The sequence below is a fragment of the Alteromonas sp. ABV4_150 genome (genome assembly GCF_056311745.1).
Genome location: NZ_CM149971.1, coordinates 2,892,315 through 2,916,644, shown reverse-complemented (window position 1 = coordinate 2,916,644; position 24,330 = coordinate 2,892,315). Strand labels below are relative to the sequence as shown.

Genomic DNA, 24,330 nt, shown 5'->3' with positions numbered 1-24,330 from the left:
TTAGCTTACTGCTTAAATATCGCTTGCGGACACATCCGTTAAAAAATCGCGCTAACCGGGATTGGCATTCGCCGCACTAAGAATTTACCGAGTCTGTTTCAAGCTGAGCTAACGCTCGCTTGAAAACAATAAGTGAAACGCATGCCATTGCGATATTGGCAATGACGGTTCCGGCAAATAGCCCTTTTAGATCGAAGAAAAAACTACCCGCAACGCTTATTGGTACGAAGAAAACAAATAAGCGGATGACACTTAATATCAATGCCGTCATGGGGCGGTGCATAGCGTTTAACGATGAGTTAGTCAAAATGATAATTCCCTGCATACCGTAGCCTAACGGTACTATCATCAAAAACAGCTGTATTAATATACTGACTTCGACTTCATTAGCAAAAGCGACAGCTATCCAGCTAGACAGTGCCCACATGACAAGAAAAATGCCGAACTGCCAAATCAGAACAAACTTCAGCGTAAGCGAATATGCTTTTTTTACCCGCTCTATCTGTCCTGCTCCTACGTTTTGACTAATAAAAGGAGGCAGCGTCATAGAAAGTGCTAGCACGACAATACTAGCAATGGACTCCATTCTATTACCTACTCCCCAAGCTGCAACCGCTTCAGCACCGTAACCAGCAACGACAGCAGTCATTACACCACCAGCGACAGGGGTCAGCATGTTTGCACCTGCCGCAGGCAGTCCTATCTTGAGAATTTCACGGCTGCTATCACGCAACTCGGCGAGTGTCAGAAGCCGAGGCAACATAAGCTTTCGGCGAACAGCCAAGATATAAAGTATCCACAAAGCGCCAACAATCCACGCGATAAAAGTAGCTAGAGCAGCACCTTTTATTCCCATTGCAGGGATAGGACCAAAACCGAAAATAAAGAGAGGGTCGAGCAAAGCGTTCAGCCCGCCACCCGTAGCCATAACGATACTAGGTGTACGCGTATCACCACAGGCTCTCAAAACGCTGTTTCCCACCATCGGCATAGCAAGGAAAATACTCGAAAAATACCATAGCCCCATATAATCAGAAATATAAGGCATTAGATTCTCAGAAGCATTTAGCAGTTTAAAAACTGGCTCGATGGTAAGAAAGCCAATTATTGCCAAAATCCCAACAAGCAAAACAGACAGCATCAGCGAGCCTGTAGCATAGTGTCGGGACTTGGTTACCTCCTTGCTACCCTGTAATTTCCCTATAATTGCCGACGTACCTATACCTAAACCAATATTCAGGCTGATTACAGTAAAAGTAACGGGAAAGGTAAAACTAATAGCGGCCAAAGGATCGGTGCCCAACAAGCTCACGAAAAAGGTATCGATCAGCCCAAAGCTCATCATCATTACCATCCCCAATATCATAGGAATAGTCATACGCTTTAACGTTGTGCCTATGTCTCCTTCCAACAAGTCGGAAGTACGTTGTTTAGCGTTACTTTTTATCACTAGAGCTCCGGCTGACTAAAATCCCCTCATTAACTGCGCGCTAGTGTAAAAGAGTAAACGCTATTTAGCTATGCTGTTTCGATAAACATAGCAAAGCATAAGAGGGAGAGAAGAAATACTGTGTTTTTAACAAAAGCACATGCACTTTACGAATTTGGTCGGTATTCGACAAAAGCAGTACTTTGTCAGTAATTTTGTGCAACTAATGTGTCGATGAATCCATGACAGTTTAATTTCTAATTCATTTCACTTTTAATATAGCTACTAGCGAATTACATATACTCTAGGTTTTCATAGCTTAACGGTTGAAAGACCAACAAAAATGTTAATGAATCGTAAACCGGCAAAGGTTGCCACCGATTTAGTTGGATAGCATTTAGTCATTCGTTGAATTAACACACAAGCTACTTTTTGCTCAACCGATCTATTTAGATCGAGAATAACGATCACAAAAACACACCTAAGACATTGTATAACAAAGACTATTATAATGTTTAATGCAATATTCACTTAGATCAAGTGATACTTGATCTCGCAAAAACAGTAGACGAATCTAAGCTATCAACATAGTTATCCACAGATTTAGTGGATAACTACCGCCAGACCATATTCGGCGGGATTTTGTGCTCGATTAATTTCTCATCACGTAAGTGGTGACTAACCTTTTAATCCTCAGGTACAGGTTACAGATTTATTAAAGGCTGTACATAATAACAGTATGGAAGCGATTTTTTATTCTTTTTAGTTATAGCCTTTAACTTTACTGGGATATATAAGAAAAAAGAAAAAACCATTTCTTTAGAAACTAAAACCACACTTGTTTATAAACAAAGAGGTCATAATGGGCAGTTATTAACCATCACTTTCTCAGCATTGACGACAAAATGAACATAAAAGCCGTAAAAAGCTATTTTTTGCGCAGTCAGCACAAATATTTCATTTATGTTGTTGACAGTTCCTAAGTACGTCTTTAATATTCGCCTCCGTTGAAGCACAGGTCCCCCTTAGCTCAGTTGGTTAGAGCGACGGACTGTTAATCCGCAGGTCCCCCGTTCGAGTCGGGGAGGGGGAGCCAACTTCAGCAAACAACTTAGGTGTCGATTCCCCCTTAGCTCAGTTGGTTAGAGCGACGGACTGTTAATCCGCAGGTCCCCCGTTCGAGTCGGGGAGGGGGAGCCACTTAGTTGGCTCTTAATCGCCTCACCCACTTCATTCTATTTTAATTCCTAAAACAACGCGTTTAGACATTAAATAACCCTAATTCAATCAAGTTGTTAAACCCGTTCTAAAAAGGGATAATAGACCTAATCTGTTTTTCTTTTTAATTCGCGGGCATTGTCCGTCAAAATTCCTCGAAGGAATTGCGTTATTCATGACTGAATTTTTACTGCTATTGATTGGTACAGTACTGGTTAACAATTTTGTGTTGGTTAAGTTTCTCGGCTTATGCCCGTTTATGGGTGTGTCTGGCAAACTAGAAACCGCCATGGGCATGTCTATGGCTACCACATTTGTACTCACCCTTGCCTCTGCATCGAGCTACCTAGTTGAAACCTATTTACTTGCTCCACTGGGTATCGGTTATCTTAGAACGCTAGCCTTTATTCTTGTTATCGCGGTGGTGGTTCAGTTCACAGAAATGGTCGTGCACAAAACCAGCCCTACCTTATATAGATTGTTAGGTATTTTCCTTCCTCTTATCACAACCAACTGTGCAGTGCTTGGTGTAGCGCTATTAAACCTTACCGAACAGCATAATTTCATGCAGAGTCTTATTTATGGTTTCGGCGCTGCTGTGGGGTTCTCTCTTGTACTGGTGTTATTTGCGGCCATGCGTGAGCGTTTAGCTGCTGCTGATGTACCTGTATCTTTTAAAGGTGCCTCAATCGCTATGATAACCGCTGGTCTCATGTCCCTAGCATTTATGGGCTTTAGTGGTCTGGTGAAAGTGTAATGACGATATCTACCGCAATTATATTCGCCGTTGTTGCCATTGGCGTCCTTGCGCTTATTTTTGGCTTGGTTCTGGGCTACGCGAGCATTCGCTTTAAAGTTGAGGGCGACCCGCTTGTTGAGCAAATAGATGCCGTACTACCACAAACTCAGTGTGGCCAATGCGGATATCCGGGCTGCAAGCCTTATGCTGAGGCAATTGCTGAAGGTGATGATATTAATAAGTGCCCACCTGGTGGTGAGGCAACGATTAAAAAACTCGCAGACTTGATGGGAGTTGAACCTAAACCCCTTGATGCAGCTCATGGCGAAGAAGACGTTAAAAAAGTCGCGTTTATACGCGAAGACGAATGTATCGGCTGTACCAAATGTATTCAGGCCTGCCCTGTCGATGCCATTTTAGGTGCCGCCAAACACATGCACACGGTTATTACTGATGAATGTACAGGGTGTGACCTATGTGTAGATCCCTGCCCTGTCGACTGTATCGATATGGTGCCAATTGCTCAAACAACTTCTACATGGAAGTGGGATTTTGAATCATCGCCTAAAGGTGATATCCCCATCAAAATGGTGTCGTAATTGTGATGTATCCAAGTTTTGATTCAATTATAGAAACCCTTGAAGCGGGAAAGATGTACTCATTTCCAGGTGGCGTACATCCTGACGATAAGAAATCTCTATCTAATACATCAGTAATAAAGAAACCGTCGTTACCCGAATTATTGATTGTTCCTTTAAGGCAGCACATTGGCTCAGACGGTATCTGCTGCGTAGAAGTTGGCGATACCGTATTGAAAGGCCAAATTCTTTCGCAAAGCTCATCGCCTTTTTCTGTGCCAGTTCATGCGCCAACCTCGGGCGAGGTTGTTGCGATTGCTCCGCATGTTGTAGCGCACCCTAGCGGCCTAACAGAAATGTGTATTTCGATACGTCCTGACGGTAAAGACACATGGTGCGAGCTATCTCCAATAGCAAATTATAGCGGCATAGACAAAAACAAGCTTATAGAAGCTATTTGCCAAGCAGGAATTTCAGGAATGGGTGGTGCCGGCTTCCCTACCCATATAAAAACCTCAACGTCTAAACCTGTTGAGTTTCTTATTTTAAATGGGATTGAGTGCGAGCCTTACATTACTTCTGATGATCGATTGATGCGTGAGCACGCCTGGCAAATACGCCAGGGTCTAGACATTCTTACTCACCTTATTGGGCCGAAGGCCATTGTAGTTGCGGTTGAAGACAATAAGCCCGAAGCGTTTGAGGCGCTCAATATTGCCTGCCAGGATAAAAAAGACTATCGCGTTGTTAGCGTTGAAACTAAATACCCTGCCGGCGGCGAAAAGCAGCTAATTCAGGTAGTTACTGGTCGAGAAGTGCCAAGGAATGGATTGCCAGCCGACGTAGGCGTGATGATGTTTAACGTGGGTACCTGCTATGCCATTGCAGATGCTATTTTACACGGCAAGCCGCTGATTGAACGGGTTGTAACCGTAACTGGTGAAGCCGTTGAATCACCAAGCAATTTTAGAGCGTTGTTGGGTACGCCCGTCTCTCATCTATTGGATGAAGCAAACTACAACCCGAAAAAACAGAAAGCACCTAAAGTGATTATGGGCGGGCCTATGATGGGCTTTACCTTATCAGACGCTACGATCCCCGTGGTTAAAACCACAAACTGTTTGCTGGTTCCTGCAAAAAAAGAGCTAGTAGACGACAATGCAGAGCGCCCCTGTATTCGCTGTAGCGCATGCGCCGACGCATGCCCTGCGTCGTTGCTCCCCCAACAAATGTTTTGGCACGCCAAAGCAAAAGAATACGATAAAGCCGAAGAATACGACCTTTTCGACTGTATAGAGTGCGGCGCATGTGCTTACGTTTGCCCCAGTGAAATCCCACTAGTGCATTACTACCGCCAGGCTAAATCTGAAATACGCATTCAGCGTGATGAAAAAAATAAAGCTGAGAAGGCCAAACAGCGATTTGAGGCACGTAAAGAGCGCTTAGAACGCGAAAAGCTAGAGCGTGAAGCTAAACATAGAAAAGCAAAAGAAGCACGCTTAGCCGCGAACAAGGCCAAAGAACAAAATGCTGCAGCTGTGGATAATGCAAATAACACCGTTGATGCTGGCGCAACTGAGGCTAAGGACAAAGTAGCGGCGGCGCTTGCGCGTGCGAAAGCGAAAAAAGCGGCAATGCAAGCCAAGGTTAAAGACGACAACACACCAGTAAACGCTGACGAACTTAACCCAGCAGCAGACGATAAAAAAGCCCAAGTAGCCGCTGCAATTGCCAGAGCAAAAGCGAAAAAAGCAGCCCAAGCTAAAAGTTCAGATAAGGCTGAGAACGCCAGTGAGCCGGCGGCTCAGACACCTTCGCCAGACGATGATAAAAAGGCCAAAGTTGCCGCTGCTATCGCCAGAGCGAAAGCCAAGAAAGCAGCACAAGCCGGCCAGCATTCAGATGCGTCGACAGAAAACCAAGTGGCTTCTCAAGACCAAACAACTGCGGCTCTTTCAAGTACTAATCCTTCCAATACTGAAACTAATGCAGAGCTATCAGTTGAGGAACAGAAAAAAGCGCGAATTGCAGCGGCAGTTGCTAAAGCTAAAGCGCAAAAAGCCGCTAAAAGTAACGCTAGTGGGGAAGCCGAGCAGGCTACGCCAACTCAATTAGGTGAGCAGCAAGACGATCAGTCTACAGAACAGCTAGATGAAATGGGTGCTAAGGACGAAAAAAAGGCTAGGATAGCTGCTGCCGTTGCTAAAGCTAAAGCCAAAAAGGCCGCGTTGCAAAAAGCACAAGCATCTAGTCCTGTTGGTGAAGCTGACACAGAGAACCAAGACGTTAGCTCGCCAAAAGATGAGAACCCTCAAAACGTCAGCAGCCAAGGCAATGGTGAACAGAATAATAACGCCCTAGATTCATCTAGTAACTTAAGCGAAGCGGAGCAGAAAAAGGCTCGCATTGCTGCCGCAGTGGCAAAGGCTAAAGCAAAGAAACTTGCTCAAAGCGGTAATGGCGATATAGCAGCCTCACAAGATACTGCTGAACAAGCAACAAGCGTACAAACAACTTCTCATCCTACTGCTCAAGATGAAAAGAAAGCACGTATAGCAGCAGCTATTGCAAAAGCAAAAGCGAAAAAAGCGGCAGCTGAACAAGAGAAAGAATCAGAATGAAGTTAAGTTTATCGAGTTCACCACACCAACGGGTTAAACGCGATACCGGACAGGTCATGCGCATAGTCATTTACGCCATGATCCCGGGCATGATAGCCCAATCTATCTTTTTTGGTTGGGGCATGCTTATTCAAGCGGTTATTGCAGTAGTAAGTGCACTGGTAATTGAAGGGGTTATTTTATTTTTAAGAAAACGCCCTATCGAACGCACTCTTACTGATTACAGCGCGGTTTTAACAGGCTTGTTAATTGCTATTAGTATTCCGCCTACTCTGCCGTGGTGGATGACGGTCATTGGGGTATTTTTTGCGATCGCGGTTGCTAAACAAGTCTATGGCGGGCTTGGTTTCAACATTTTTAACCCCGCAATGATAGCCTACGTGGTTTTGCTTATTTCATTCCCGGCAGCCATGAGTCTATGGCTACCCCCTGTAACCCATGCCGGGGTTACGCCAAGCTTCCTTGATTCGCTATCACTGATATTTACCGGCTTCACCACCAGCGGCTACGATGTTACTCAGCTTAAAACTATTGCCGATGGTGTAACCATGGCGACGCCGTTAGACACATTGAGAACCGATCTAACACAAGGCGTAACATACTCAGAGTCATTAGCTAAGCCAATTTTCGATGGCGGAGTATTCGACGCTGCGGGTGCAGGATGGGGAATGGTGAGCCTTGCCTATTTACTTGGCGGTCTCTACCTGTGGAAGACCCGCGTTATTAGCTGGCATATCCCAGGTGGCATGCTGCTGAGCGTATTTGTTTGTGCATCAATGCTTCATTTAGCTAACGCCGATTACTATGCTTCACCGCTATTCCATCTGTTCAATGGTGCTGTAATGGTAGGCGCTTTCTTTATCGCAACCGACCCGGTTTCAGCGTCGACAACGCCAAAAGGCCGAATTATATTTGGTGCTGCGATTGGTTTTTGGATAGTCATAATACGTACGTTTGGTGGTTATCCGGATGCGGTAGCGTTCGCGGTGATCATTATGAACATGGCGGTACCACTTATTGACTATTACACCCGCCCTCGCGTTTACGGTAAAAATATGGGCAAAGGCCGAGGTAAGCAGTAATGATGAAAGAAAGCTTGGCCAAAAACGGCCTTATGTTAGGTGCGTTTGCCGTTGTCACCACAGCGTTAATAGCGTTAACCTTTTTCGGCACCCAAGACAAAATTGAGCAACAAAAGCAGCAAAAGCTTCTAAGCGTACTTAATGAAGTTGTGCCTGGTGAATTCCACGACAATGCCCTTTACGCCAACTGCACAAAAGTCGATGCCCCCGAACTTGGCATGAGAAAAACTCATCAGGTATACCGTGCTACGCTAAACGGCCAACCTAGCGCGCTTGTGTTGGAAGCCACTGCCCCAGATGGTTACAGCGGTGATATAGATATTGTTGTTGGTGTAAAAGTAGATACGTATATTGGCATTGATAAACAACGAAGTATGCAAAACGAATCCCGTAATAGTGAGAGTGAAAATCTCAATACTTCTGCACTGTCAGTTACGGATATAGCAGAACTCGAGACGGGTTCTCTCGCTATGGATACGCCTGAAATGAAAACAACCAATATGAGAGTGCTTGGCGTACGCGTTATCGAACACAAAGAAACCCCTGGGCTTGGTGATAAGATAGAGCTTGCAGTAAGCGATTGGATCACAAGCTTCAGCGGCAAGTCTTTCTCACCAAATAATTTAGCGCCATGGCAAGTCAAAAAAGATGGCGGCGAATTTGACCAATTCACAGGCGCTACTATAACGCCAAGAGCGGTAGTTACAGCCGTACGTGAGGCTTTAGTTTACGCACAAGCTAACCAAAGTGCGCTATTCACTGCTCCCAACACCTGTGCAACAACAGATTCGGTTGAAACAATAGATACCGTTAACGTGGATGAATCGCAACCTCACAGTGTAGAGGAGTTATAACGTGACTGACTTTCGCGACCTATCCTTGCAAGGACTTTGGAAGAACAACCCTGCGTTAGTACAGCTGTTAGGATTGTGCCCCCTACTAGCCGTTACCGCTACCTTTATTAACGGTTTAGGACTTGGCCTGGCTACCATGTTGGTATTAATTGGCAGTAACGTTACCGTTTCACTCGTTCGAAATGTAGTAAGAAACGAGATCCGCATCCCTGTTTTCGTTATGATAATTGCAGCATTTGTAACCATTGTTCAACTATTAATGAATGCTTACACCTACGACCTTTATTTAGCATTAGGTATTTTCATTCCGCTGATTGTAACTAACTGCGCCATTATAGGTCGTGCCGAGGCTTTTGCGTCAAAGAATGGGCCACTCGCCTCAGCCTACGATGGACTTATGATGGGATTGGGCTTTACTGCAGTGCTGGTTATTTTGGGTGGTATGCGCGAAATATTGGGTGCAGGTACGTTGTTAGCAGGTGCTGATAGGCTATTCGGGCCAATCGCTGCTAACTGGACCATAACGCTATTTGACACTGAAAACCCGTTTTTGCTTGCGGTTTTACCGCCGGGCGCCTTTTTAGGCATGGGCCTGCTCATTGCTATCAAAAATAGTATCGATGCGAAGTTAGCCGCTAAGCAAACATCGCCGGCAGTGAAGGCCGAGCGGGTACGAGTTACCGCTGAGAGCTAAAAGCTAATTTAATGTCTAGAAATGTGTTGCCGCTTACTGCTCAATTACCTATGCAGCATCACTCAGATATTAAAATGTACTAGACCAAGCATACACAAAAAAGTATATAGAAATGAATGATGTAGTTAAGCCGGCTAAGCCGCTTTCTAAGCAGGAAAAAGTAAAAGAAATCATGCGAATTTTGGATGACCTTTATCCAGAAATTCCTATCTTTTTAGATCACAAAGACCCATATACGTTACTCATTGCGGTTCTATTATCGGCCCAATGTACCGACGAGCGCGTTAATCAAATTACGCCAAAGTTATTCGCTCGCGCGGATAACCCCTACGACATGGTGTTGATGAGTATTGAAGAAATACAAGACATTATCCGCCCTTGTGGATTATCGCCTATGAAGTCGAAAGGCATCTGGCATTTGTCCGATATGATCATTAAACAACATAATGGTGAAGTTCCAGCAAACTTTGAAGCGCTGGAAGCCATGCCTGCTGTTGGCCACAAAACAGCCGCGGTGGTTATGTCTCAAGGCTTTGGTATTCCTGCTTTTCCGGTAGATACTCATATTCATCGTTTAATGTACCGCTGGGGTTTATCGAATGGAAAAAGCGTAGAGCAAACAGAACGCGATGCAAAACGCCTGTTTCCCAAAGAGAGATGGAACGACCTGCATCTGCAGATTATCTTGTACGGCAGAGAATACTGCCCCGCCCGCGGCTTTGATCTAAATAAGTGTATTATTACCCGTGAATTCGGTAGAAAAAGTTTTATAAACGAAGTGCTAAAAGAGCAAGAGAAAAAGCAAAAATTGGCGCTTAAGAAGAAGCGTAAATAGAACTTAAGGCGAGCCCTTACGAATCAAACAAGGAGTCTATAGACTCCTTGTTTATATAGTCGATAGCCTTAATCTTGAGGGCTAAATTGGCGAAAAGCATAAGCTCTCGATGAGGCCTCTGATGCTATGACAATACCATTTCTCTCAATAATTGAGTTCTGATACTCAAAGGGAAATACGCCATAAGCGAGAAGCCCTTCATAATCGAAATCTTCAAAGCATACCTCTGCTTTAATCTTAATATTGAAAAGCGAACTGATCCCGCTAATTGGCTCAACAGAGCCTGAGTATATGCAACCATTAGTATCTGAACCGCTGATCATCCCTTCGTTATCGATAGCGAACGAACGAGTGTAAGCACCATCAGACCAAGAACTTGCATAATTGCCAGCAATATCGATAAGTGAAACATCCTCGGTAGCGCTGACTTTGTTGACAGAGAAATCAAATGTGAGACCCGATACTGTCGCTGAGCCTTCTAAACTGTCACCATTCGCTGTGAACTGCATTGTGCCATGCTTAGTCATGCCTTCTCCTGGATACAGCATGGTATCGTCAGAAGTAAAGGTATCTTCGCTTATGTCGCCGTGAGCAATAAGCGTGTCTCGCGAGGCCTGCGAAAATACAATAGTCTTACCCTCAGAGGAGACCGCAATAACAACTTCTTCTTGCCCATCTTCAGCTGTTGAAGTTTGCCCAAACCATACGCCTAGTACTGAATTTGGCCTTACTACACTGTCATTATCATTTGAGCTACCGCCACAACCAACAAGCAAGAATGCACAAACCAGTGAAGCGAAGTAAGTCTTATCGTTGATAAAGCCAGAGAAGGTTAATGTGCTATGTTTGAAATAAGTATAGAGTGACATTTTCATATTTACTTTCCTTGTTATTTTTTTCCTTTTCAAAAGGTAACATTATTTTTGACAACCAAGTAGACCTGCTTTGCGATTAACTTACGACTTCGGCTTGTGGTTTACCTCGAAAGCACATCTCAATTTGGCTATGATAAGCACGTCATATTTTTGCTCAAGCAAATAAACAAAAATATAAAAATAATCCACGGAGAACACATGTCCCGATTGAATAACATCGCTAGGAATCTAGCGTTTGGTGCACTAGTAAGTGCATGCAGTTTCGGTGTTTTTGCTGAAACTTCCCCCATTACTGACGAGCAAAAGAAAAATGCCGAGACGCTAATTCAAAAAGCGCTGAAAAGTAACTTAGGCTATAGCATCGTAGAATCACTCACTACAGAGATAGGCCCACGCCTTGGCGGTTCAGAAGCAGAAAAGCGCGCCAGAGATTGGGGTGTTAAGGTAGGAAAGAACCTTGGGTTTGATAAAGTGAGCATTGAAGAGTTTACCATGCCCTTCTGGGACAGGGGTCACTTACATATTTCACTTACTGAGCCATACATGCAGCCCCTTTACGGTACCGCGTTAGGTGGAGCGGCTCCTTCAGAGAGCGAGATCAACGCTGACATCGTGTATTTCAGGGATATTCATGCACTAACCGCAGTTAAAAACGGCGCGCTGAAAGGCAAAATTGCGTTTGTCGATGGCGACGCCATGGTAAAAAGCCAAACGGGTGCAGGCTATGGTCAAGCGAATCAGCGCCGCCGTATTGGTTGGCAACATGCGCAACGCGGTGGTGCTGAAGCCTTAGTTGTACGTTCGGTAGGCTCAGACTCTCATCGCTTCCCTCACTCTGGCATGATGAGCTCAGACGGTGATGAGTGGGCTGATATCCCAGTAGTTGCTATTTCTAACCCCGACGCAGATCATTTACGACGCCTACATAATTTAGGCAAACCACTGTCGTTATCGCTCCATTCTGAGTCAAAGTGGAAAGGCGAAGTAAACAGCGGCAACGTAATACTGGATTTAGTCGGTAGTGAAAAGCCTGAAGAGATTGTGCTCATTGGTGGTCACTTAGATAGCTGGGACCTCGGCACTGGCGCTGTAGATGACGGTGCGGGCGTTGCTATTACCACAGCGGCAGCCGCATTAATTGCATCACTGCCTGAACGCCCTAAACGCACCATTCGTGTAGTTATGTTTGGCGCTGAAGAAGTAGGCTTGTTAGGCGCGTTTGCTTATGCAAAACAGCATGAAAAGAACCTTGCTAACCACGTACTTGCTACAGAGTCTGATTTTGGTGCGCAAACAATTTGGCAACTTGTGTCCAATGTGAACCCTGAAGCAACAGCGCTGGTAGATGAAATCGCAAAATTCCTGTCCCCGCTAGGTATAATTCGCGGTGGTTCAGACGTTGCTGGTGGCGGCCCCGACATTATACCGCTAGCAGCGAAAGGCGTACCTACTATTCGGTTAAATCAAAACGGACGAGATTATTTCGATCTTCATCACACGCCTGATGACACATTAGATAAAATTAACCCTGATGAACTGGCGCAAAACATTGCAGCTTATGCAGCAAGCATATACCTGTTAGCAGATTCAGACGTCGACTTAAAAGCCAAACAATAACCACAGGTTACTTCTATAATGACGTTGGTTAGTACACACCCGTACTAGCCAATGCTTTTCTTGTAACAGCACACCTTTATTTACAGCGCTTAATACATACGACGCAGTTGCACGACTGAACACGCAAGACCTATAACCTTTTAGCCTTTTAGCCTTTTAGCCTTTTAGCCTTTTAGCCTTTTAGCCTTTTAGCATCATTATTGACTATACAGCGATAAAGTCTCTTAAGCGCTTGTTATTAAGCACGAAAGCATAGAATGGGTAGTTAGAACTTAATTAGCTCTCTTGAATAAGCTGATCAATAAATCGCTTTGCTTCTTGTCTTGATGATAACTGAACATGTCGGTAGGTATTCGCATGTTTAAAGGCAACAGCAGTTTTATTTATAGAGATATTTGAAATTAACGCACCTGGAATAAGGCTGTTAATGGTAGAGATAGAGTTTTGAAATTGCATATTAAATACTTCTTTATTGATATTGTTTGTTTTGAATTCCTCGCAGGTTGGGTTAAGAAATCTAAAAACGAAAATTAGGCTCTTTTCACATTTTATGTGAAAAAGAGCCCATCTTTGCGGGTTACTTCAGATAAGAGAAATAACCCTAAGCTTGCTTACAGGTCTTAAAGAACTGTTACGTTAGCAGCTTGTGGGCCTTTTTGGCCTTGCTCAACTTCAAAGCTAACCGCTTGACCTTCAGCAAGAGTCTTGAAGCCGTCAGAAGTGATTGAACGGAAGTGTACGAATACGTCTTTGCCACCAGCTTCAGGAGTAATGAAACCGAAACCTTTTTCTTCGTTAAACCACTTAACTGTACCGTTTACAGAATTAGACATAATAATAACCTTTTAAAAAATTGATGTAATGGTGGAAGCCACCGAATAGCAATAGACATAACTAAGCTAGTAAAGCAGTTGTATATCTATCTAGCACTTCAATTTGAAGGTATAAAGAAAGGTACAGCGCAGTATTAGGTAAAGCATAAAACATATCTAGAGCGGGCGAGACAGTACAGGTTATTGACCGCGATGTCCAACTATTTCGGGATTATTTTTTAAGCATTGCAATGCGATCTAATTACGCCTCCCACAATGAATACGTATGTTTGTATAACGCCAATACCAGCTAAGTTAATCTTATTCTTTTTTCGCTAGGTTTTAATTATGACAGATATGTATTTGTTATCGGGTAAAACCGCCATTGTGACAGGTGGCGGCAAGGGGCTGGGTAAAACTATAACTCACTTTCTATTAGAAGCAGGAATGAAAGTAGCTATCTGCGGACGCACTGAAGAAACGATAACCAAGACAGTTAAACAGTTAGATGCGCTATTCCCCGGTAAAGTCATTGGGGCAAAATGTGATGTATCAAAGAGTGATGAAGTCGCAAGTTTCGTAAAAGAAGTTAAAAATACATTTGGCGAACTTCACGTTCTTATCAATAACAGTGGGTTTGGTAAAGAAACGCTCATCTGGGAAACCAGTGAAGACGATTGGGACGAAGTGATGGATACCAATGTAAAAGGTTCCTTCCTTATGTGTAAGCAAGTGGTGCCCCATATGATTGAAAATCGAGAAGGTTACATTATTAATATTGCCTCTCAGGCGGCACTAAATGGATATGCCAATGCGGGCGTTTATTGCGCGTCGAAATTCGCATTGGTGGGATTTGGTAAAGCTCTTCAAGAGGAAGTGCGACCTTATGGCATTCACGTTCACTCGCTCAACCCTGCGCTAATTCAGTCACAGAAAACAGGATCAGAGAAAGTAGACAAGGGGCTGATTCAAAACGAAGACTTAGGCAAAATGGTGGTTTATCTGTTAAGCCAACCACGTAGACTTAAAATTGATAATATCGGCATGTGGGGTTTTTAATACGTTTAAGTGGAATTGTAAAACTGTCTTAAAGCGTTAACATTTCCCCATTATCATGGTGCGTTGTTTGTGTATATCAATGAATGTGCTCTGTATGAGTGGAGTTCTGGATACATGTGGCAACTGCAAACGCGCACTTACAATGCAGTGTACCATCGGGTAATTCTGATGGTTCAAATAGGAAATAGTTATGCGAATGCTTCACACCATGCTTCGAGTTGAAAACTTAGAGGCTTCACTTCACTTTTACACCTCATTGATGGGCATGCACCTTCTCAGACAATCAGAAAACAAAGAGTATGAGTACACCCTCGCTTTTGTAGGATACGGAGAAGAGACCGATAGCACTGTGTTAGAGCTTACCTATAACTGGGGTGACAACACCTATGATAAGGGTAACGCGTACGGCCACATCGCCATTGAAGTAGACGACATCTATCAGTTTTGCGAAAACTTAGAAGCAAATGGCGCTGAGGTGTATCGTAAACCCGGCCCTGTAAAAGGTGGCTCTACCGTCATCGCTTTTGTACGCGATCCAGATGGGTATGCCATAGAACTTATTCAAAATAAGTCTATTTCACTATAGCAGCACGACGTCGCCAATATCTTCTAAGCGCTTGTAACGTAAGCTTTCTGTGAAATGTACGGCATAAATAAGATGGCGATAAAAGTAAACACATGGAGTGGCAGTCACATGCTAGGTAACCGCTTATTATTTTCTTTAAACTGGGTAAGCAAGGGTATAGCGGGTTCGTCGAACCAGCTCAAGCTGCTATTAAAGGGCAATGCTAGGTTGCGCAATAGATACACGACTAGATTGGCATCGTTACTACCTGCTTTGGTGGTGCTATTTACAGGTGCCCTTGCCTCTGTGAGTGCGTTTGCAGCTGATGCTACGAATAGTAAAACCTCGCACGCTGAAGCAGAACATACCACTAGTGAAAAACTGCATTTTACCGTTATCGCCCATCGCGGTGCTTCTGGCTATTTGCCGGAGCACACCCTAGAAGGCAGCCACGCTAGCGTTCTCGCTGCGTCCTGACTTTATAGAGCAGGATGTTGTTATAACCAAAGATGACATTCCGGTGGTACTACACGACATTCACTTAGAGACAGTCACTAATGTAGAAGATATTTTTCCAGCACGTCACCGAAAGGACGGACGCTATTACGCCCGTGACTTCACCCTCGAAGAGCTTCGAGCATTGCGGGTACATGAGCGTGCCAACAGTGATGGCAAACAAGTTTTTAAAAGTAGGTACCGCGGCTCCCAGGCTAATTTTAAAGTGGCCACGTTAAGTGAACACTTTGAGCTAATCAGCGAGCTTAATCGCCAATTCGGCACGTCTGTAGGCGTATATCCAGAAGTAAAGTCCCCTGCTTTTCACATTGCTGAAGGTGTTGATGCCAGTAAGATGGTTATCGACACATTAAATAACTACGGATTTGCGGGTGAGAGTGGCAATAGCTACCTGCAGTGCTTTGACTTTAACGAAGTAAAGCGCATTCGTGAAACCCTTGGCTATAAGGGCAAAGTGGTAATGCTGATTGGCGAGAACGATTGGGGTGAAAGCGACACCGACTACGATTGGCTGCGTACGCAAGAAGGCATGAAGCAAGTTGCGACGTACGCGAACGGAGTAGGCCCTTGGTTAGGCCATTTAATGGATAATGAGGCGATGGCTAAAGGGGAAATAAAGGCAGCTAGCTGGGTTAAGTACGCCCACGATAACAAGCTAACCATTCATCCCTACACTTATCGTCAGGATGCCCTTCCGACGGGCATGACTGGAGAACAAACTTTGGACGCATTACACAAGGTCGTGAAGGCTGATGGCGTATTCACCGACCACTTAGTGCCTGTATTAACCTGGCGAGACAAACCAAACTAACGCAACCTCACCGGGTTTGAGGCGCTTGAGCAAGGGCCTAAGACTTAGATAATCGCACCACTACGCGTCTGTTTTGCGCGCGGCTTTCTCGCGTATCGTTAGGCGCGATATGACGTTTTTCACCGTGCCCAGTCAGCTGGATCCTATCTTCAGGTACACCTAGCGTAGTTAGATAGCTTTTTACTTCATTAGCCCGTCGAATAGACAATTGTTCATTGTTGTAACGGCCACCGTAACTGTCCGTGTATCCATCAAGAAGCACAAGCTCCAATTCGCTGTCTTCTTTTAAATATTCGCCAATCATAGTTAAACGCTTTTGTGAATACTTAGTAAGTTCGGTGCTGTTATTCTGATAAGACAATACGGTGTAAGCAATGTCATCAAAACTAAAAGGAAGCAGGTTCGACACGCACTTAACAAAGTCGCGATACACGCCTGAGAAGTTGCTTGCGTTTAATGCCACGCTCACCTGGTCATATTTGTTATACCAGTCTTGATAGTAAATCGTGGGCCAAAAGCCTTTTTCTAATTCAGATAGCATGGTCCATGCTGCATCTTGTGGCAGGTCGCCATTGTACTGCTTGCGAATAGTCATATCCGCAATGGTCTTTGGCGCTACACCGGGCATCCATTTCGGTGGGACAGAGTAAACCGCAGCTACACCAAACTTGCTTGGCAACAAATACATGTCCAATTCAAATTCCATGTTCAGCTGCTTCGAAGCTGAACTTGTGAACATGGCTTCGCCGTAACCGGGCAATTCGTGATTAAGTGTACATTGCAGGCGCGTGTCAGTATCAATACGCCAGTTGGAGCTTTCTATGGTTGCAGAATATTGCCGCATGGCAGCATGGGATGACAATGACCCCACCATCCCCAATAAAGCGATATATTTTAATTTCAACACCATTTCGACACCATAACGAAAGTCACACTAATATTGATGTAGGCCTTAGATACGCCCACCACTTATCAAGCGCCATGAATCGTACTCAATCTTCCTAACCCGCAAACTGAGTTTTTAAAAAATTCATGATTAATATAATTATCGTCCAAAGTGTAGAAAAGTTTAGCGCTTAATACCATCACCGTTTCGTACTATTATCACTTTCATCCTACGCGGTTTTTAAATTGAAACTAGCAACTCGAAGATATCCTTGCGATAATTCTGTTTTCCATAAGTTTCGCAGGTAGGTGCGCATGTAAGCGGCCAACCAGTTTCTGCAATCTAGTCTTACAAGAGTGTTTATGTCTGCCAATCCGCCCCTTCTTTGCCAGCGCTTTCGAGGTTATTTTCCCGTTGTTATCGACGTTGAAACAGCCGGATTTAACGCAAGTACTGACGCCTTATTAGAGTTAGCTGCGGTTACTGTGAAAATGGATGAAAACGGAATACTGCATCCTGATCAAACCTTTCACTACCACATAGATCCGTTCGAGGGTGCTAACCTTGAGCCCGCGGCGTTAGAATTTAATGGCATTGATCCAAATTGCGCATTACGAGGTGCTATTGAGGAAAGCGAAGCCATGAAGGATTTATGTAAAGGCATTCGCAAAGCACAGAAAAATGCAGACTGTCAGCGTTCTGTTATCGTTGCTCATAACGCAACGTTTGACCAAAGCTTCGTTAATGCGGCGATTGAGCGCTGCAATATAAAGCGCACGCCCTTTCATCCATTTGTTTCCTTTGATACCACCAGCCTAGCGGGCCTTGCTCTTGGTCAAACTGTACTGGTAAAAGCATGTCGAGCGGCGGGTATATCGTTTGACCAAAATGAAGCACATAGCGCCCTTTACGATGCACAAAAAACCACCGAACTATTTTGCTATATGGTAAATCGCTATAAGGCGTTAGGTGGTTGGCCAGTAGAAAATCAAGAATAGTTTTTTCAATAAACGCCATAAACAAAAACAGCGCCAAAAGGCGCTGTTTTTCTATTATCTTTTAACAGGTTTGCTTATAGCTTATCTGCTTCTTCAGATAGGTATTTAGCTACACCTTCAGGTGATGCGTCCATACCAGATTTACCTTCAGTCCAACCTGCTGGGCAAACTTCGCCATGCTCTTCGTGGAACGCTAGTGCATCAACCATGCGAAGCATTTCGTCAACGTTACGGCCAAGTGGAAGGTCGTTTACTACCTGGTGGCGTACCATACCTTCTTCGTCGATTAGGAATGAACCACGGAAAGCTACACCATCTTCCGGGTGCTCAACATCGTATGCTTGGCAGATGTCGTGTTTCACGTCAGCAACAAGAGTGTATTTAACTGGACCAATACCACCTTGGTTTACCGGGGTATTTCTCCAGGCATTGTGTGAAAATTGAGAGTCGATTGAAACACCAATTACTTCAACACCGCGCTTTTTAAACTCGTCGAAACGCTTGTCAAAAGCGATAAGCTCTGACGGGCATACAAAGGTAAAATCTAGTGGGTAGAAGAATACAACCGCTTTTTTGCCCTTAATAGCTTCACTTAGTGTGAAAGAATCTACGATTTCACCACTACCAAGTACCGCAGCTGCAGTAAAATCAGGTGCCGGACGGCCAACTAATACACTCATGAGTCTCTCCATTTATATTTGGATTGTAATAATAAAGGTGATTACATTGCGCAATCACTTTGATGAGAAATTTCCTACCCAGAAAATAGGTACGAATAGAGAAATAACAATGCTAAACAATGAGTTTTTTTACTGCTCCTACCAATAACTTGTCAGTATAAAGCGAAACTGCCCAGTCATTACCCAGTTCCGGTTCATTAAATCTGCCATTATCTACTTGCCAAAATAAAGAATAACAATTATTATCATTTACAGATTTATTTGGAGTACGTTTAATGTTTGTTTGCATGTGCTATGGGGTAACGGATAAAAGCATTCGCGCGGCGGTTGAAGAAAACGGCGTGGGAAATGTGCGTGAGTTACGTCAACATTTAGAACTGGGCTCACAGTGCGGTAAGTGCATCAGCATGGCGCAACAGATTATCGACCAAACCATTATTGATGAGTCGCTTTTTAAAGACGTAGGCTAACTAGCGCAACGTGACTCCAGACAAGCTTACCCTATCTATTAACTCGAAGTTTTATCCATCTTGGATGGTGCCTTTTAGCACCTTCTCCTTACTGCAAATCAGCTTCGTCAGAACTATTAGCTATTTAAAGCGATACTCCACACCAGCATAGTAAAACGCACCATTAATGCCGCCCGGAGATGTGGGTGGATAAAGCGCTCCAACCTCACCTTTAAACGGATTTTCATCCGGCAATGCATCAAATAGGTTTTGTGCACCAAAAGTAAGTTGAGTATCAGGCGACACTTTCCAAGCGAGTTGAGCGTCAAAAGTGGTTAGTGCACTGCCGTAGATATCTAAGCCTGCCGAAGCGTCAAGATGGTCCTCATAAAATTTACCATAGTAGTTTATACGCCAAGTGAAGGCCCACTCACCTCTTGACTGCTCTAACGTAATGCTCCCTCTATGAGCAGGAAGGTTGTCTTCTAACATACGTATTCGAGCCTCTGTTAAGTTGGGCAAAAGCGTTGTTTCCCCATCGCTTAACACCGGATACAGAGATACGCGTTCAACTTGCGTGTCTGTCCAGTTATAGGCAACTAACACAGAGTTTGACCAGTCACTTAACGCAAAATTGTAGTTTACAACTAAGTCGATACCCTGGGTTTTAGTATCAAAATCGTTGGTAAAATACTTAGCTGAATTGTATCGAGCTGCATCGGGGCGTCCTTGCGCAATAAGCGCATTAACGTCGTTATCGGTTAAAGGAATGGCCGATGTAGTACTGATGCGATCTGAAAGACGAATATTAAAATAGTCTAGCGTAGCAAAGAAATTCTCACTTGCTTGCATAACCAAGCCCAAGCTAAAGTTTACTGATTCTTCAGGCGTCAGCGGCGTGGCGCCAAGCTGCTGCGAGATAAGGTCGGTTGGCGGCAAGGTTGCTTGATCTTCCAAACCATTAATACCATAGGCAGTGGTCACGTTTATAACATTGCTTTGCCCCACAGTCGGTGCTTTAAAGCCCGTATTGACAGAACCTCGCAGTGCAAACATCTCGTTAAGTGTATAGCGTGTACTTAGCTTCCCATCAAATGTTGACCCGAAATCGCTGAAATGCTCTACCCGCGCTGCTAAACCAAACTGCCACGCTTCGGTTGCATAAAACTCCACATCAGCATACGCAGCCCAGTTGCTGCGACTCCAGTGACCAGCCGACTGAGGTTGATAACCTGGAAAACCGTTAGAGCCTATTGAGAAGCCTTCACTTAAGCCTATCGGTGGTTCTAAAGCAAAAGGGCCTGCAACATACGAGGCTTCATCGCCCGCTTTTTGGAAATAGGTCTCTTTTCTCCATTCAACCCCAGCAGCAATGCTCACAGGGTCCTCAAAAATAGTCTGGATAAGTTTCGTAAAGTCTAGGTTTAGTGTGCGTTCTACCTGCGATACTCCGCCTGGCGAAAAGGTCGTTGGGCTTTGCGGGCCAAGAGAAGGATTGACCGTATTTGATATAGTGTATTCAATATCGCTATAGCCCAAGGTGGCACTAATATCCATCGCCCACCCCTTAGGCAATTCATGCTTTATACCCATTGCAATAGAAGCATCGGTAATCGTTCCACCGAAGCGAGGAGTAAAACCACCAGGGAACCATTCATTGAAGGCAAAACAATTTGCTCCAAGTGAGGTCGTGTTATCTGCGATAAGTTGGTAATCGGAGTTTTCTAATACGTTGTCATTTGATAAAGATATTGAAGGGCACGCTATACCACTACTTAGCCCATCTAAATCGGCAACAATAAGGCGGCTTTCGCCGGTATTCGGATCCGTTCGGCTAAATACCCCTTCGCGAGTTTGCGGGTTTCGAAAATAAAAGCCGCCGTTTATTTCTCTTCTCGCAGCAGTTGCAAAACTGTAAAAATGAGAGGTTGTAGAAATATCAGCACCCGCATTGAGCGCGAGCTTAACATCCTCGCTAACATCAAGGGCTCCCCAAATTTGAGACGGCGAGGCAATAAAGCTATTTCCTTGGTCGATTAGCGCCTGAGCATCGTCTCGCTGTACCGAACGGGATGTGCCGTTTTGCTGTCGATATTCTGCAGTAGCGTTGAAAAACCCGGACTCTCCTAAAGCAAAGCCTTTATTAAGCTGAATTTGAAAAAGTTCGCCATCGCCCTCGCTATACTCTCCTACTTTAAGCGCAACGCTCCCCCCCTCGCGGTCATTTTTAAGCACAAAATTGATCACACCAGCAATAGCATCTGAACCATATTGGGCAGACGCCCCGTCTCGCAGTACTTCAACTTGTTTTAACGCATAGGCAGGTATTACGGAAATATCAGGGCCTTGAGCACCATCAGATAAACCACCACCTAAAAAGGTAATAACCGCCGAGCGATGGCGTCGCTTGCCATTTAATAACAGCAAAGTGTGATCTGACGACATCCCCCTTAAATTAGCGGGTCTCACCAAACTGCTAGCGTCATTGATGGGCTGGTCATTCACGTTAAGAGAAGGCACCATAACGCTCAGCATAGAAAGAACGTCGCTATTACCCTGTGAACTCAGTTTATCTGAGCCAATAACATCAAGAGGAACCGCCGAGTCGACTGCACTTCGAGGCGCGTTACGAGAACCAACGATAGCAATTTTTTCGAGCCCGTTTACGCTCTCGTCATCTTGCTGTTCATTATCTTCAGGTTGTTTATTTCGTGCTGTCAGCGATGCACGGGAACGAATGCTCAACGCCCCATTTTCATCGGCGACCACCGCTAATTCCGTCCCCTCAAGTAGCTGTGCCAATGCTTCACTCAAGGTAAAGGTTCCTTTAAGCGCATTGGTCGTCACTTTTTTCGCCAAGTCAAAAGGAAATAAAAGCGTGGTGTTGGCTTGTTTAGCTAATTCGGTTAAGGCTTCGTTAGCGTTCTGTGCAGGAATAGAAAAACTAAAAGCATCAGGCGCTGTTACCGTAAAAGTTTCAGAGGGTGTAGATTTCTTTAAAGGTGAAGGTCTCTCGTCTTGCGCATGAAGTGACTGTGTTGTGAATAAAAACAAACATACACTTGAAGCAACATGTAAAGGCGATGTAAGCGAAAAATATGAAGACCACTCTGTTTTTTTTTGCGAAAAACAACTTGCCGAACACGCAAGGGCATGCAGCTTCTCTATTGCCTTTTTGGTTTGCCTGCTTATCGCAAAATTGCTGTGGTGCAAGATATATAATCGATGTACTTATTATTTTAATTATAGTGTCACATTAAATAATTTGATGCCAACAAGGAATACCTCATAACATCTAACTTTCCGAAATATTTAACTTTTCACCAGCTTGAGCTCAATGCTGGTCTCTGTGACTTTCTCGTAGGTAATATTAAAGCTGCTCTCCAGTGCCGATAACAAACCGTCTATATCGCCAACTTTGAAATAGCCCGCCACTCTGCGTTTACGCAAACTGTCGTCAGAAATATGAAAACGAACTGGCGTGTATCGCCCAATTTCAAGAAGGACAGATTCAAGGGGCTCGCCTTTGAAAACAATCATCCCCTGCTGCCACGCTAGGTCATCATCGATTTCATTTTGAGACATACTTTCACGAGCTTCTACTTTACCTAAAACAGTGGCTTTCTCACCTGCAAACATCAGCAGGCCTTCTTCTGTAACAGGGCGCTTTCCAAACAAAGACTCATTGGATGATGAGGCTTTGAAGCGATCTTTAACTAACACTTTCCCATCGGTAACAACAAGTTCGAATGCATTGTCATCAACATACTGCATATTAAACGCTGTACCCACCGCGGTCACCGTATTATTTCCTGCGGTAACAGAAAAGGGCCGCGTTTTATCGTGAGCGACGTCAAAGTGAGCCTCGCCTTTCAAAAGTACAATGTTTCGTGCCGTCGATGTAAAGTCTATGGTTACCGTAGAGTTAGTGTTCAAGTGAAGCTGTGAACCATCGGCAAGCGTGACATTCTTCTGCTCACCAACGCCGGTTTGTACTTTATGGCTTACCGCAGCGAATTCAGGCGCGCTATTTAACCATGTACGCTGAACAATAACGCCAACAGCAATTGCCATAACTAAAAACGTAGCAGCGATGCTCCATACTGCTGCCTTTGGCAGGCTTTGATTTTTAGCCGTATTGCGAGCTGTCGGTTGAGGGAATAAGCCGCTTAGTTCATTAAGTACAGACATATCATCCCACAAGCTTGCGGCATCTAATAGAGCTTGGCGATGGGCATTACTCTCTGCCAACCATGTGTCTAATTGTTGCTTTTCGTCACTTTTTAAACCGCGATCGAGACGGCTCACCCAGAGGCACGCTTGCTCTTGGATATCTTCTTTGCTTGAAAACTGGCGAATATTATTCATGTTAACTACTGCTTATGTCCTGAGTCGCGGTAGCAGTGGCACGGGGAGATGCACTGTCATTTGAAAGCTCGGCTAAATACCTAGAGCACATCATTAAACCTTTGGCGACATGCTTTTCTACGGTGCTTTCGCTTAGCCCCACAAGCTCTGCAATCTCTTTTTGTCGCATGCCATAGACTTTTTTAAGTAAAAATACGCGTTTTACATCAGCAGACAGCGTGTCTGTCGCTCGGCAAAAATGAATAAAGCGCTCTTTACTCTCTACATTTTTTTCTAAACTGTGCCCCACTAGTTCGTAAGGCAAAATATCCATGTCATCTAGCTGCTGCTTGTTTTTATTTTCTGCTTTTGCAACATGGTTCAACGCTAAATTACGCGCTGTTTTGAGCATGTATGTTCGCTCATATTGTATTTCTTGTTTTAATTCTGCTTCGTAGCTTTTTATGAAAGCTTCTTGCACGATATCTTCAATGTCGTCGGCGCCAACAATAGAACCTACCGCGCGCATTAACTTCGAGCGGTATTTTAAAAAGGTTTCAGCTACTGTCGACTTTCTCGTCATAATAATAAAAGTTGTGTGTTTCGAATTGCTTACAATGGCATCAATAATGCCTGTTTCTTCATGACTTTTCACGTAAATGATG

General features: G+C 44.3%; 23 protein-coding genes and 2 tRNA genes. 16 read left to right on the top strand and 9 right to left on the bottom strand.

What is annotated here, in order from left to right:
• Nucleotides 1–76 precede the first annotated feature (76 nt).
• Complete coding sequence (locus ACYX4M_RS12720; RefSeq protein ID WP_476080379.1) at nt 77–1,450, bottom strand: MATE family efflux transporter; 1,374 nt, start codon at nt 1,448–1,450, stop codon at nt 77–79.
• Nucleotides 1,451–2,448: 998 nt separating this feature from the next.
• Here ACYX4M_RS12720 and ACYX4M_RS12715 point away from each other — a divergent pair.
• From ACYX4M_RS12715 to ACYX4M_RS12675, 9 genes are all read left to right on the top strand, one after another.
• Nucleotides 2,449–2,525 (top strand) — tRNA-Asn (locus tag ACYX4M_RS12715).
• A 27-nt stretch (nt 2,526–2,552) separates the two neighbouring features.
• Nucleotides 2,553–2,629 (top strand) — tRNA-Asn (locus ACYX4M_RS12710).
• A 193-nt stretch (nt 2,630–2,822) separates the two neighbouring features.
• A complete protein-coding gene (rsxA, locus tag ACYX4M_RS12705) occupies nt 2,823–3,404 on the top strand; it encodes an electron transport complex subunit RsxA (protein ID WP_014975993.1) in 582 nt (193 codons plus the stop codon).
• On the top strand, nt 3,404–3,985 hold the full coding sequence (gene rsxB / locus ACYX4M_RS12700; RefSeq protein WP_014975992.1) for an electron transport complex subunit RsxB: 582 nt from the start codon (nt 3,404–3,406) through the stop codon (nt 3,983–3,985). The genes rsxA and rsxB overlap by 1 nt, the downstream gene beginning before the upstream one ends.
• A gap of 5 nt (nt 3,986–3,990) precedes the next feature.
• The gene (gene rsxC / locus ACYX4M_RS12695; RefSeq protein WP_476082878.1) at nt 3,991–6,585 is read left to right on the top strand and encodes an electron transport complex subunit RsxC; all 2,595 of its coding nucleotides are present in this window, start codon (nt 3,991–3,993) and stop codon (nt 6,583–6,585) included.
• Complete coding sequence (gene rsxD, locus ACYX4M_RS12690) at nt 6,582–7,667, top strand: electron transport complex subunit RsxD (RefSeq protein WP_476080378.1); 1,086 nt, start codon at nt 6,582–6,584, stop codon at nt 7,665–7,667. The genes rsxC and rsxD overlap by 4 nt, the downstream gene beginning before the upstream one ends.
• Nucleotides 7,667–8,521, top strand: coding sequence for an RnfABCDGE type electron transport complex subunit G (locus ACYX4M_RS12685; RefSeq protein WP_476080377.1), 855 nt, complete (start codon nt 7,667–7,669; stop codon nt 8,519–8,521). Before rsxD ends, ACYX4M_RS12685 begins: the two co-directional genes overlap by 1 nt.
• A 1-nt stretch (nt 8,522) precedes the next feature.
• A complete protein-coding gene (locus ACYX4M_RS12680) occupies nt 8,523–9,215 on the top strand; it encodes an electron transport complex subunit E (RefSeq protein WP_476080376.1) in 693 nt (230 codons plus the stop codon).
• Nucleotides 9,216–9,327: 112 nt separating this feature from the next.
• Nucleotides 9,328–10,050, top strand: a complete 723-nt coding sequence (locus ACYX4M_RS12675; protein WP_476080375.1) for an endonuclease III domain-containing protein — start codon at nt 9,328–9,330, stop codon at nt 10,048–10,050.
• A gap of 68 nt (nt 10,051–10,118) precedes the next feature.
• Here ACYX4M_RS12675 and ACYX4M_RS12670 read toward each other — a convergent pair whose 3' ends face one another.
• Entirely contained in the window at nt 10,119–10,925 is an 807-nt protein-coding gene (locus ACYX4M_RS12670) for a putative periplasmic lipoprotein (RefSeq protein WP_476080374.1), read from the bottom strand.
• 198 nt (nt 10,926–11,123) lie between these two features.
• Between ACYX4M_RS12670 and ACYX4M_RS12665 the strand changes: the two genes are divergently transcribed.
• On the top strand, nt 11,124–12,542 hold the full coding sequence (locus tag ACYX4M_RS12665) for a M20/M25/M40 family metallo-hydrolase (RefSeq protein ID WP_476080373.1): 1,419 nt from the start codon (nt 11,124–11,126) through the stop codon (nt 12,540–12,542).
• Nucleotides 12,543–12,818: 276 nt separating this feature from the next.
• Here the strand turns inward: ACYX4M_RS12665 and ACYX4M_RS12660 are convergent, their stop codons facing one another.
• Nucleotides 12,819–12,998: a hypothetical protein gene (locus ACYX4M_RS12660; RefSeq protein ID WP_334057716.1), complete on the bottom strand. Its 180-nt coding sequence runs from the start codon at nt 12,996–12,998 to the stop codon at nt 12,819–12,821.
• 164 nt (nt 12,999–13,162) lie between these two features.
• A complete protein-coding gene (gene cspE / locus ACYX4M_RS12655) occupies nt 13,163–13,375 on the bottom strand; it encodes a transcription antiterminator/RNA stability regulator CspE (RefSeq protein ID WP_025254517.1) in 213 nt (70 codons plus the stop codon).
• Between the two features lie 327 nt (nt 13,376–13,702).
• Here cspE and ACYX4M_RS12650 point away from each other — a divergent pair, with 327 nt between their 5' ends.
• From ACYX4M_RS12650 to glpQ, 4 genes are all read left to right on the top strand, one after another.
• A complete protein-coding gene (locus ACYX4M_RS12650) occupies nt 13,703–14,413 on the top strand; it encodes an SDR family oxidoreductase (RefSeq protein WP_476080372.1) in 711 nt (236 codons plus the stop codon).
• A 190-nt stretch (nt 14,414–14,603) separates the two neighbouring features.
• On the top strand, nt 14,604–14,999 hold the full coding sequence (gloA, locus tag ACYX4M_RS12645) for a lactoylglutathione lyase (RefSeq protein ID WP_476080371.1): 396 nt from the start codon (nt 14,604–14,606) through the stop codon (nt 14,997–14,999).
• Nucleotides 15,000–15,071: 72 nt separating this feature from the next.
• Nucleotides 15,072–15,455: a hypothetical protein gene (locus ACYX4M_RS12640; RefSeq protein ID WP_476080370.1), complete on the top strand. Its 384-nt coding sequence runs from the start codon at nt 15,072–15,074 to the stop codon at nt 15,453–15,455.
• A complete protein-coding gene (gene glpQ / locus ACYX4M_RS12635) occupies nt 15,445–16,305 on the top strand; it encodes a glycerophosphodiester phosphodiesterase (RefSeq protein ID WP_476082877.1) in 861 nt (286 codons plus the stop codon). The genes ACYX4M_RS12640 and glpQ overlap by 11 nt, the downstream gene beginning before the upstream one ends.
• Nucleotides 16,306–16,342: 37 nt before the next feature.
• On the opposite strand, the gene ACYX4M_RS12630 is transcribed toward glpQ, so the two are convergent.
• On the bottom strand, nt 16,343–17,215 hold the full coding sequence (locus ACYX4M_RS12630; protein ID WP_334057707.1) for a flagellar protein MotY: 873 nt from the start codon (nt 17,213–17,215) through the stop codon (nt 16,343–16,345).
• A gap of 338 nt (nt 17,216–17,553) precedes the next feature.
• Here ACYX4M_RS12630 and rnt point away from each other — a divergent pair, with 338 nt between their 5' ends.
• Entirely contained in the window at nt 17,554–18,189 is a 636-nt protein-coding gene (gene rnt / locus ACYX4M_RS12625) for a ribonuclease T (RefSeq protein WP_334057705.1), read from the top strand.
• Between the two features lie 74 nt (nt 18,190–18,263).
• Here rnt and ACYX4M_RS12620 read toward each other — a convergent pair whose 3' ends face one another.
• Nucleotides 18,264–18,869, bottom strand: a complete 606-nt coding sequence (locus tag ACYX4M_RS12620; RefSeq protein ID WP_476080369.1) for a peroxiredoxin — start codon at nt 18,867–18,869, stop codon at nt 18,264–18,266.
• Nucleotides 18,870–19,144: 275 nt separating this feature from the next.
• Between ACYX4M_RS12620 and ACYX4M_RS12615 the strand changes: the two genes are divergently transcribed.
• Nucleotides 19,145–19,339 carry a bacterioferritin-associated ferredoxin gene (locus tag ACYX4M_RS12615; RefSeq protein ID WP_334057701.1) on the top strand — a complete coding sequence of 65 codons (195 nt, stop codon included), beginning with the start codon at nt 19,145–19,147 and terminating at the stop codon, nt 19,337–19,339.
• A gap of 120 nt (nt 19,340–19,459) precedes the next feature.
• Here the strand turns inward: ACYX4M_RS12615 and ACYX4M_RS12610 are convergent, their stop codons facing one another.
• The 3 genes from ACYX4M_RS12610 to ACYX4M_RS12600 all read right to left on the bottom strand — a co-directional run bounded on the left by ACYX4M_RS12610 (nt 19,460) and on the right by ACYX4M_RS12600 (nt 24,248).
• On the bottom strand, nt 19,460–22,531 hold the full coding sequence (locus tag ACYX4M_RS12610) for a TonB-dependent receptor domain-containing protein (RefSeq protein ID WP_476080368.1): 3,072 nt from the start codon (nt 22,529–22,531) through the stop codon (nt 19,460–19,462).
• 99 nt (nt 22,532–22,630) lie between these two features.
• Nucleotides 22,631–23,686: a FecR family protein gene (locus ACYX4M_RS12605; protein WP_476080367.1), complete on the bottom strand. Its 1,056-nt coding sequence runs from the start codon at nt 23,684–23,686 to the stop codon at nt 22,631–22,633.
• A 1-nt stretch (nt 23,687) separates the two neighbouring features.
• A complete protein-coding gene (locus ACYX4M_RS12600; protein ID WP_474831674.1) occupies nt 23,688–24,248 on the bottom strand; it encodes an RNA polymerase sigma factor in 561 nt (186 codons plus the stop codon).
• Nucleotides 24,249–24,330 lie beyond the last annotated feature (82 nt).

Excerpts from the sequence above, each read along its gene's own strand:
- rsxA (WP_014975993.1), top strand. The coding sequence starts at position 2,823 with ATGACTGAATTTTTACTGCTATTGATTGGTACAGTACTGGTTAACAAT.
- rsxB (WP_014975992.1), top strand. The coding sequence starts at position 3,404 with ATGACGATATCTACCGCAATTATATTCGCCGTTGTTGCCATTGGCGTC.
- rsxC (WP_476082878.1), top strand. The coding sequence starts at position 3,991 with ATGTATCCAAGTTTTGATTCAATTATAGAAACCCTTGAAGCGGGAAAG.
- rsxD (WP_476080378.1), top strand. The coding sequence starts at position 6,582 with ATGAAGTTAAGTTTATCGAGTTCACCACACCAACGGGTTAAACGCGAT.
- ACYX4M_RS12685 (WP_476080377.1), top strand. The coding sequence starts at position 7,667 with ATGATGAAAGAAAGCTTGGCCAAAAACGGCCTTATGTTAGGTGCGTTT.
- ACYX4M_RS12675 (WP_476080375.1), top strand. The coding sequence starts at position 9,328 with ATGAATGATGTAGTTAAGCCGGCTAAGCCGCTTTCTAAGCAGGAAAAA.
- ACYX4M_RS12670 (WP_476080374.1), bottom strand. The coding sequence starts at position 10,925 with ATGAAAATGTCACTCTATACTTATTTCAAACATAGCACATTAACCTTC.
- ACYX4M_RS12665 (WP_476080373.1), top strand. The coding sequence starts at position 11,124 with ATGTCCCGATTGAATAACATCGCTAGGAATCTAGCGTTTGGTGCACTA.
- ACYX4M_RS12660 (WP_334057716.1), bottom strand. The coding sequence starts at position 12,998 with ATGCAATTTCAAAACTCTATCTCTACCATTAACAGCCTTATTCCAGGT.
- cspE (WP_025254517.1), bottom strand. The coding sequence starts at position 13,375 with ATGTCTAATTCTGTAAACGGTACAGTTAAGTGGTTTAACGAAGAAAAA.
- ACYX4M_RS12650 (WP_476080372.1), top strand. The coding sequence starts at position 13,703 with ATGACAGATATGTATTTGTTATCGGGTAAAACCGCCATTGTGACAGGT.
- gloA (WP_476080371.1), top strand. The coding sequence starts at position 14,604 with ATGCGAATGCTTCACACCATGCTTCGAGTTGAAAACTTAGAGGCTTCA.
- ACYX4M_RS12640 (WP_476080370.1), top strand. The coding sequence starts at position 15,072 with ATGGCGATAAAAGTAAACACATGGAGTGGCAGTCACATGCTAGGTAAC.
- ACYX4M_RS12630 (WP_334057707.1), bottom strand. The coding sequence starts at position 17,215 with ATGGTGTTGAAATTAAAATATATCGCTTTATTGGGGATGGTGGGGTCA.
- rnt (WP_334057705.1), top strand. The coding sequence starts at position 17,554 with ATGTCTGCCAATCCGCCCCTTCTTTGCCAGCGCTTTCGAGGTTATTTT.
- ACYX4M_RS12620 (WP_476080369.1), bottom strand. The coding sequence starts at position 18,869 with ATGAGTGTATTAGTTGGCCGTCCGGCACCTGATTTTACTGCAGCTGCG.
- ACYX4M_RS12615 (WP_334057701.1), top strand. The coding sequence starts at position 19,145 with ATGTTTGTTTGCATGTGCTATGGGGTAACGGATAAAAGCATTCGCGCG.
- ACYX4M_RS12605 (WP_476080367.1), bottom strand. The coding sequence starts at position 23,686 with ATGAATAATATTCGCCAGTTTTCAAGCAAAGAAGATATCCAAGAGCAA.
- ACYX4M_RS12600 (WP_474831674.1), bottom strand. The coding sequence starts at position 24,248 with ATGACGAGAAAGTCGACAGTAGCTGAAACCTTTTTAAAATACCGCTCG.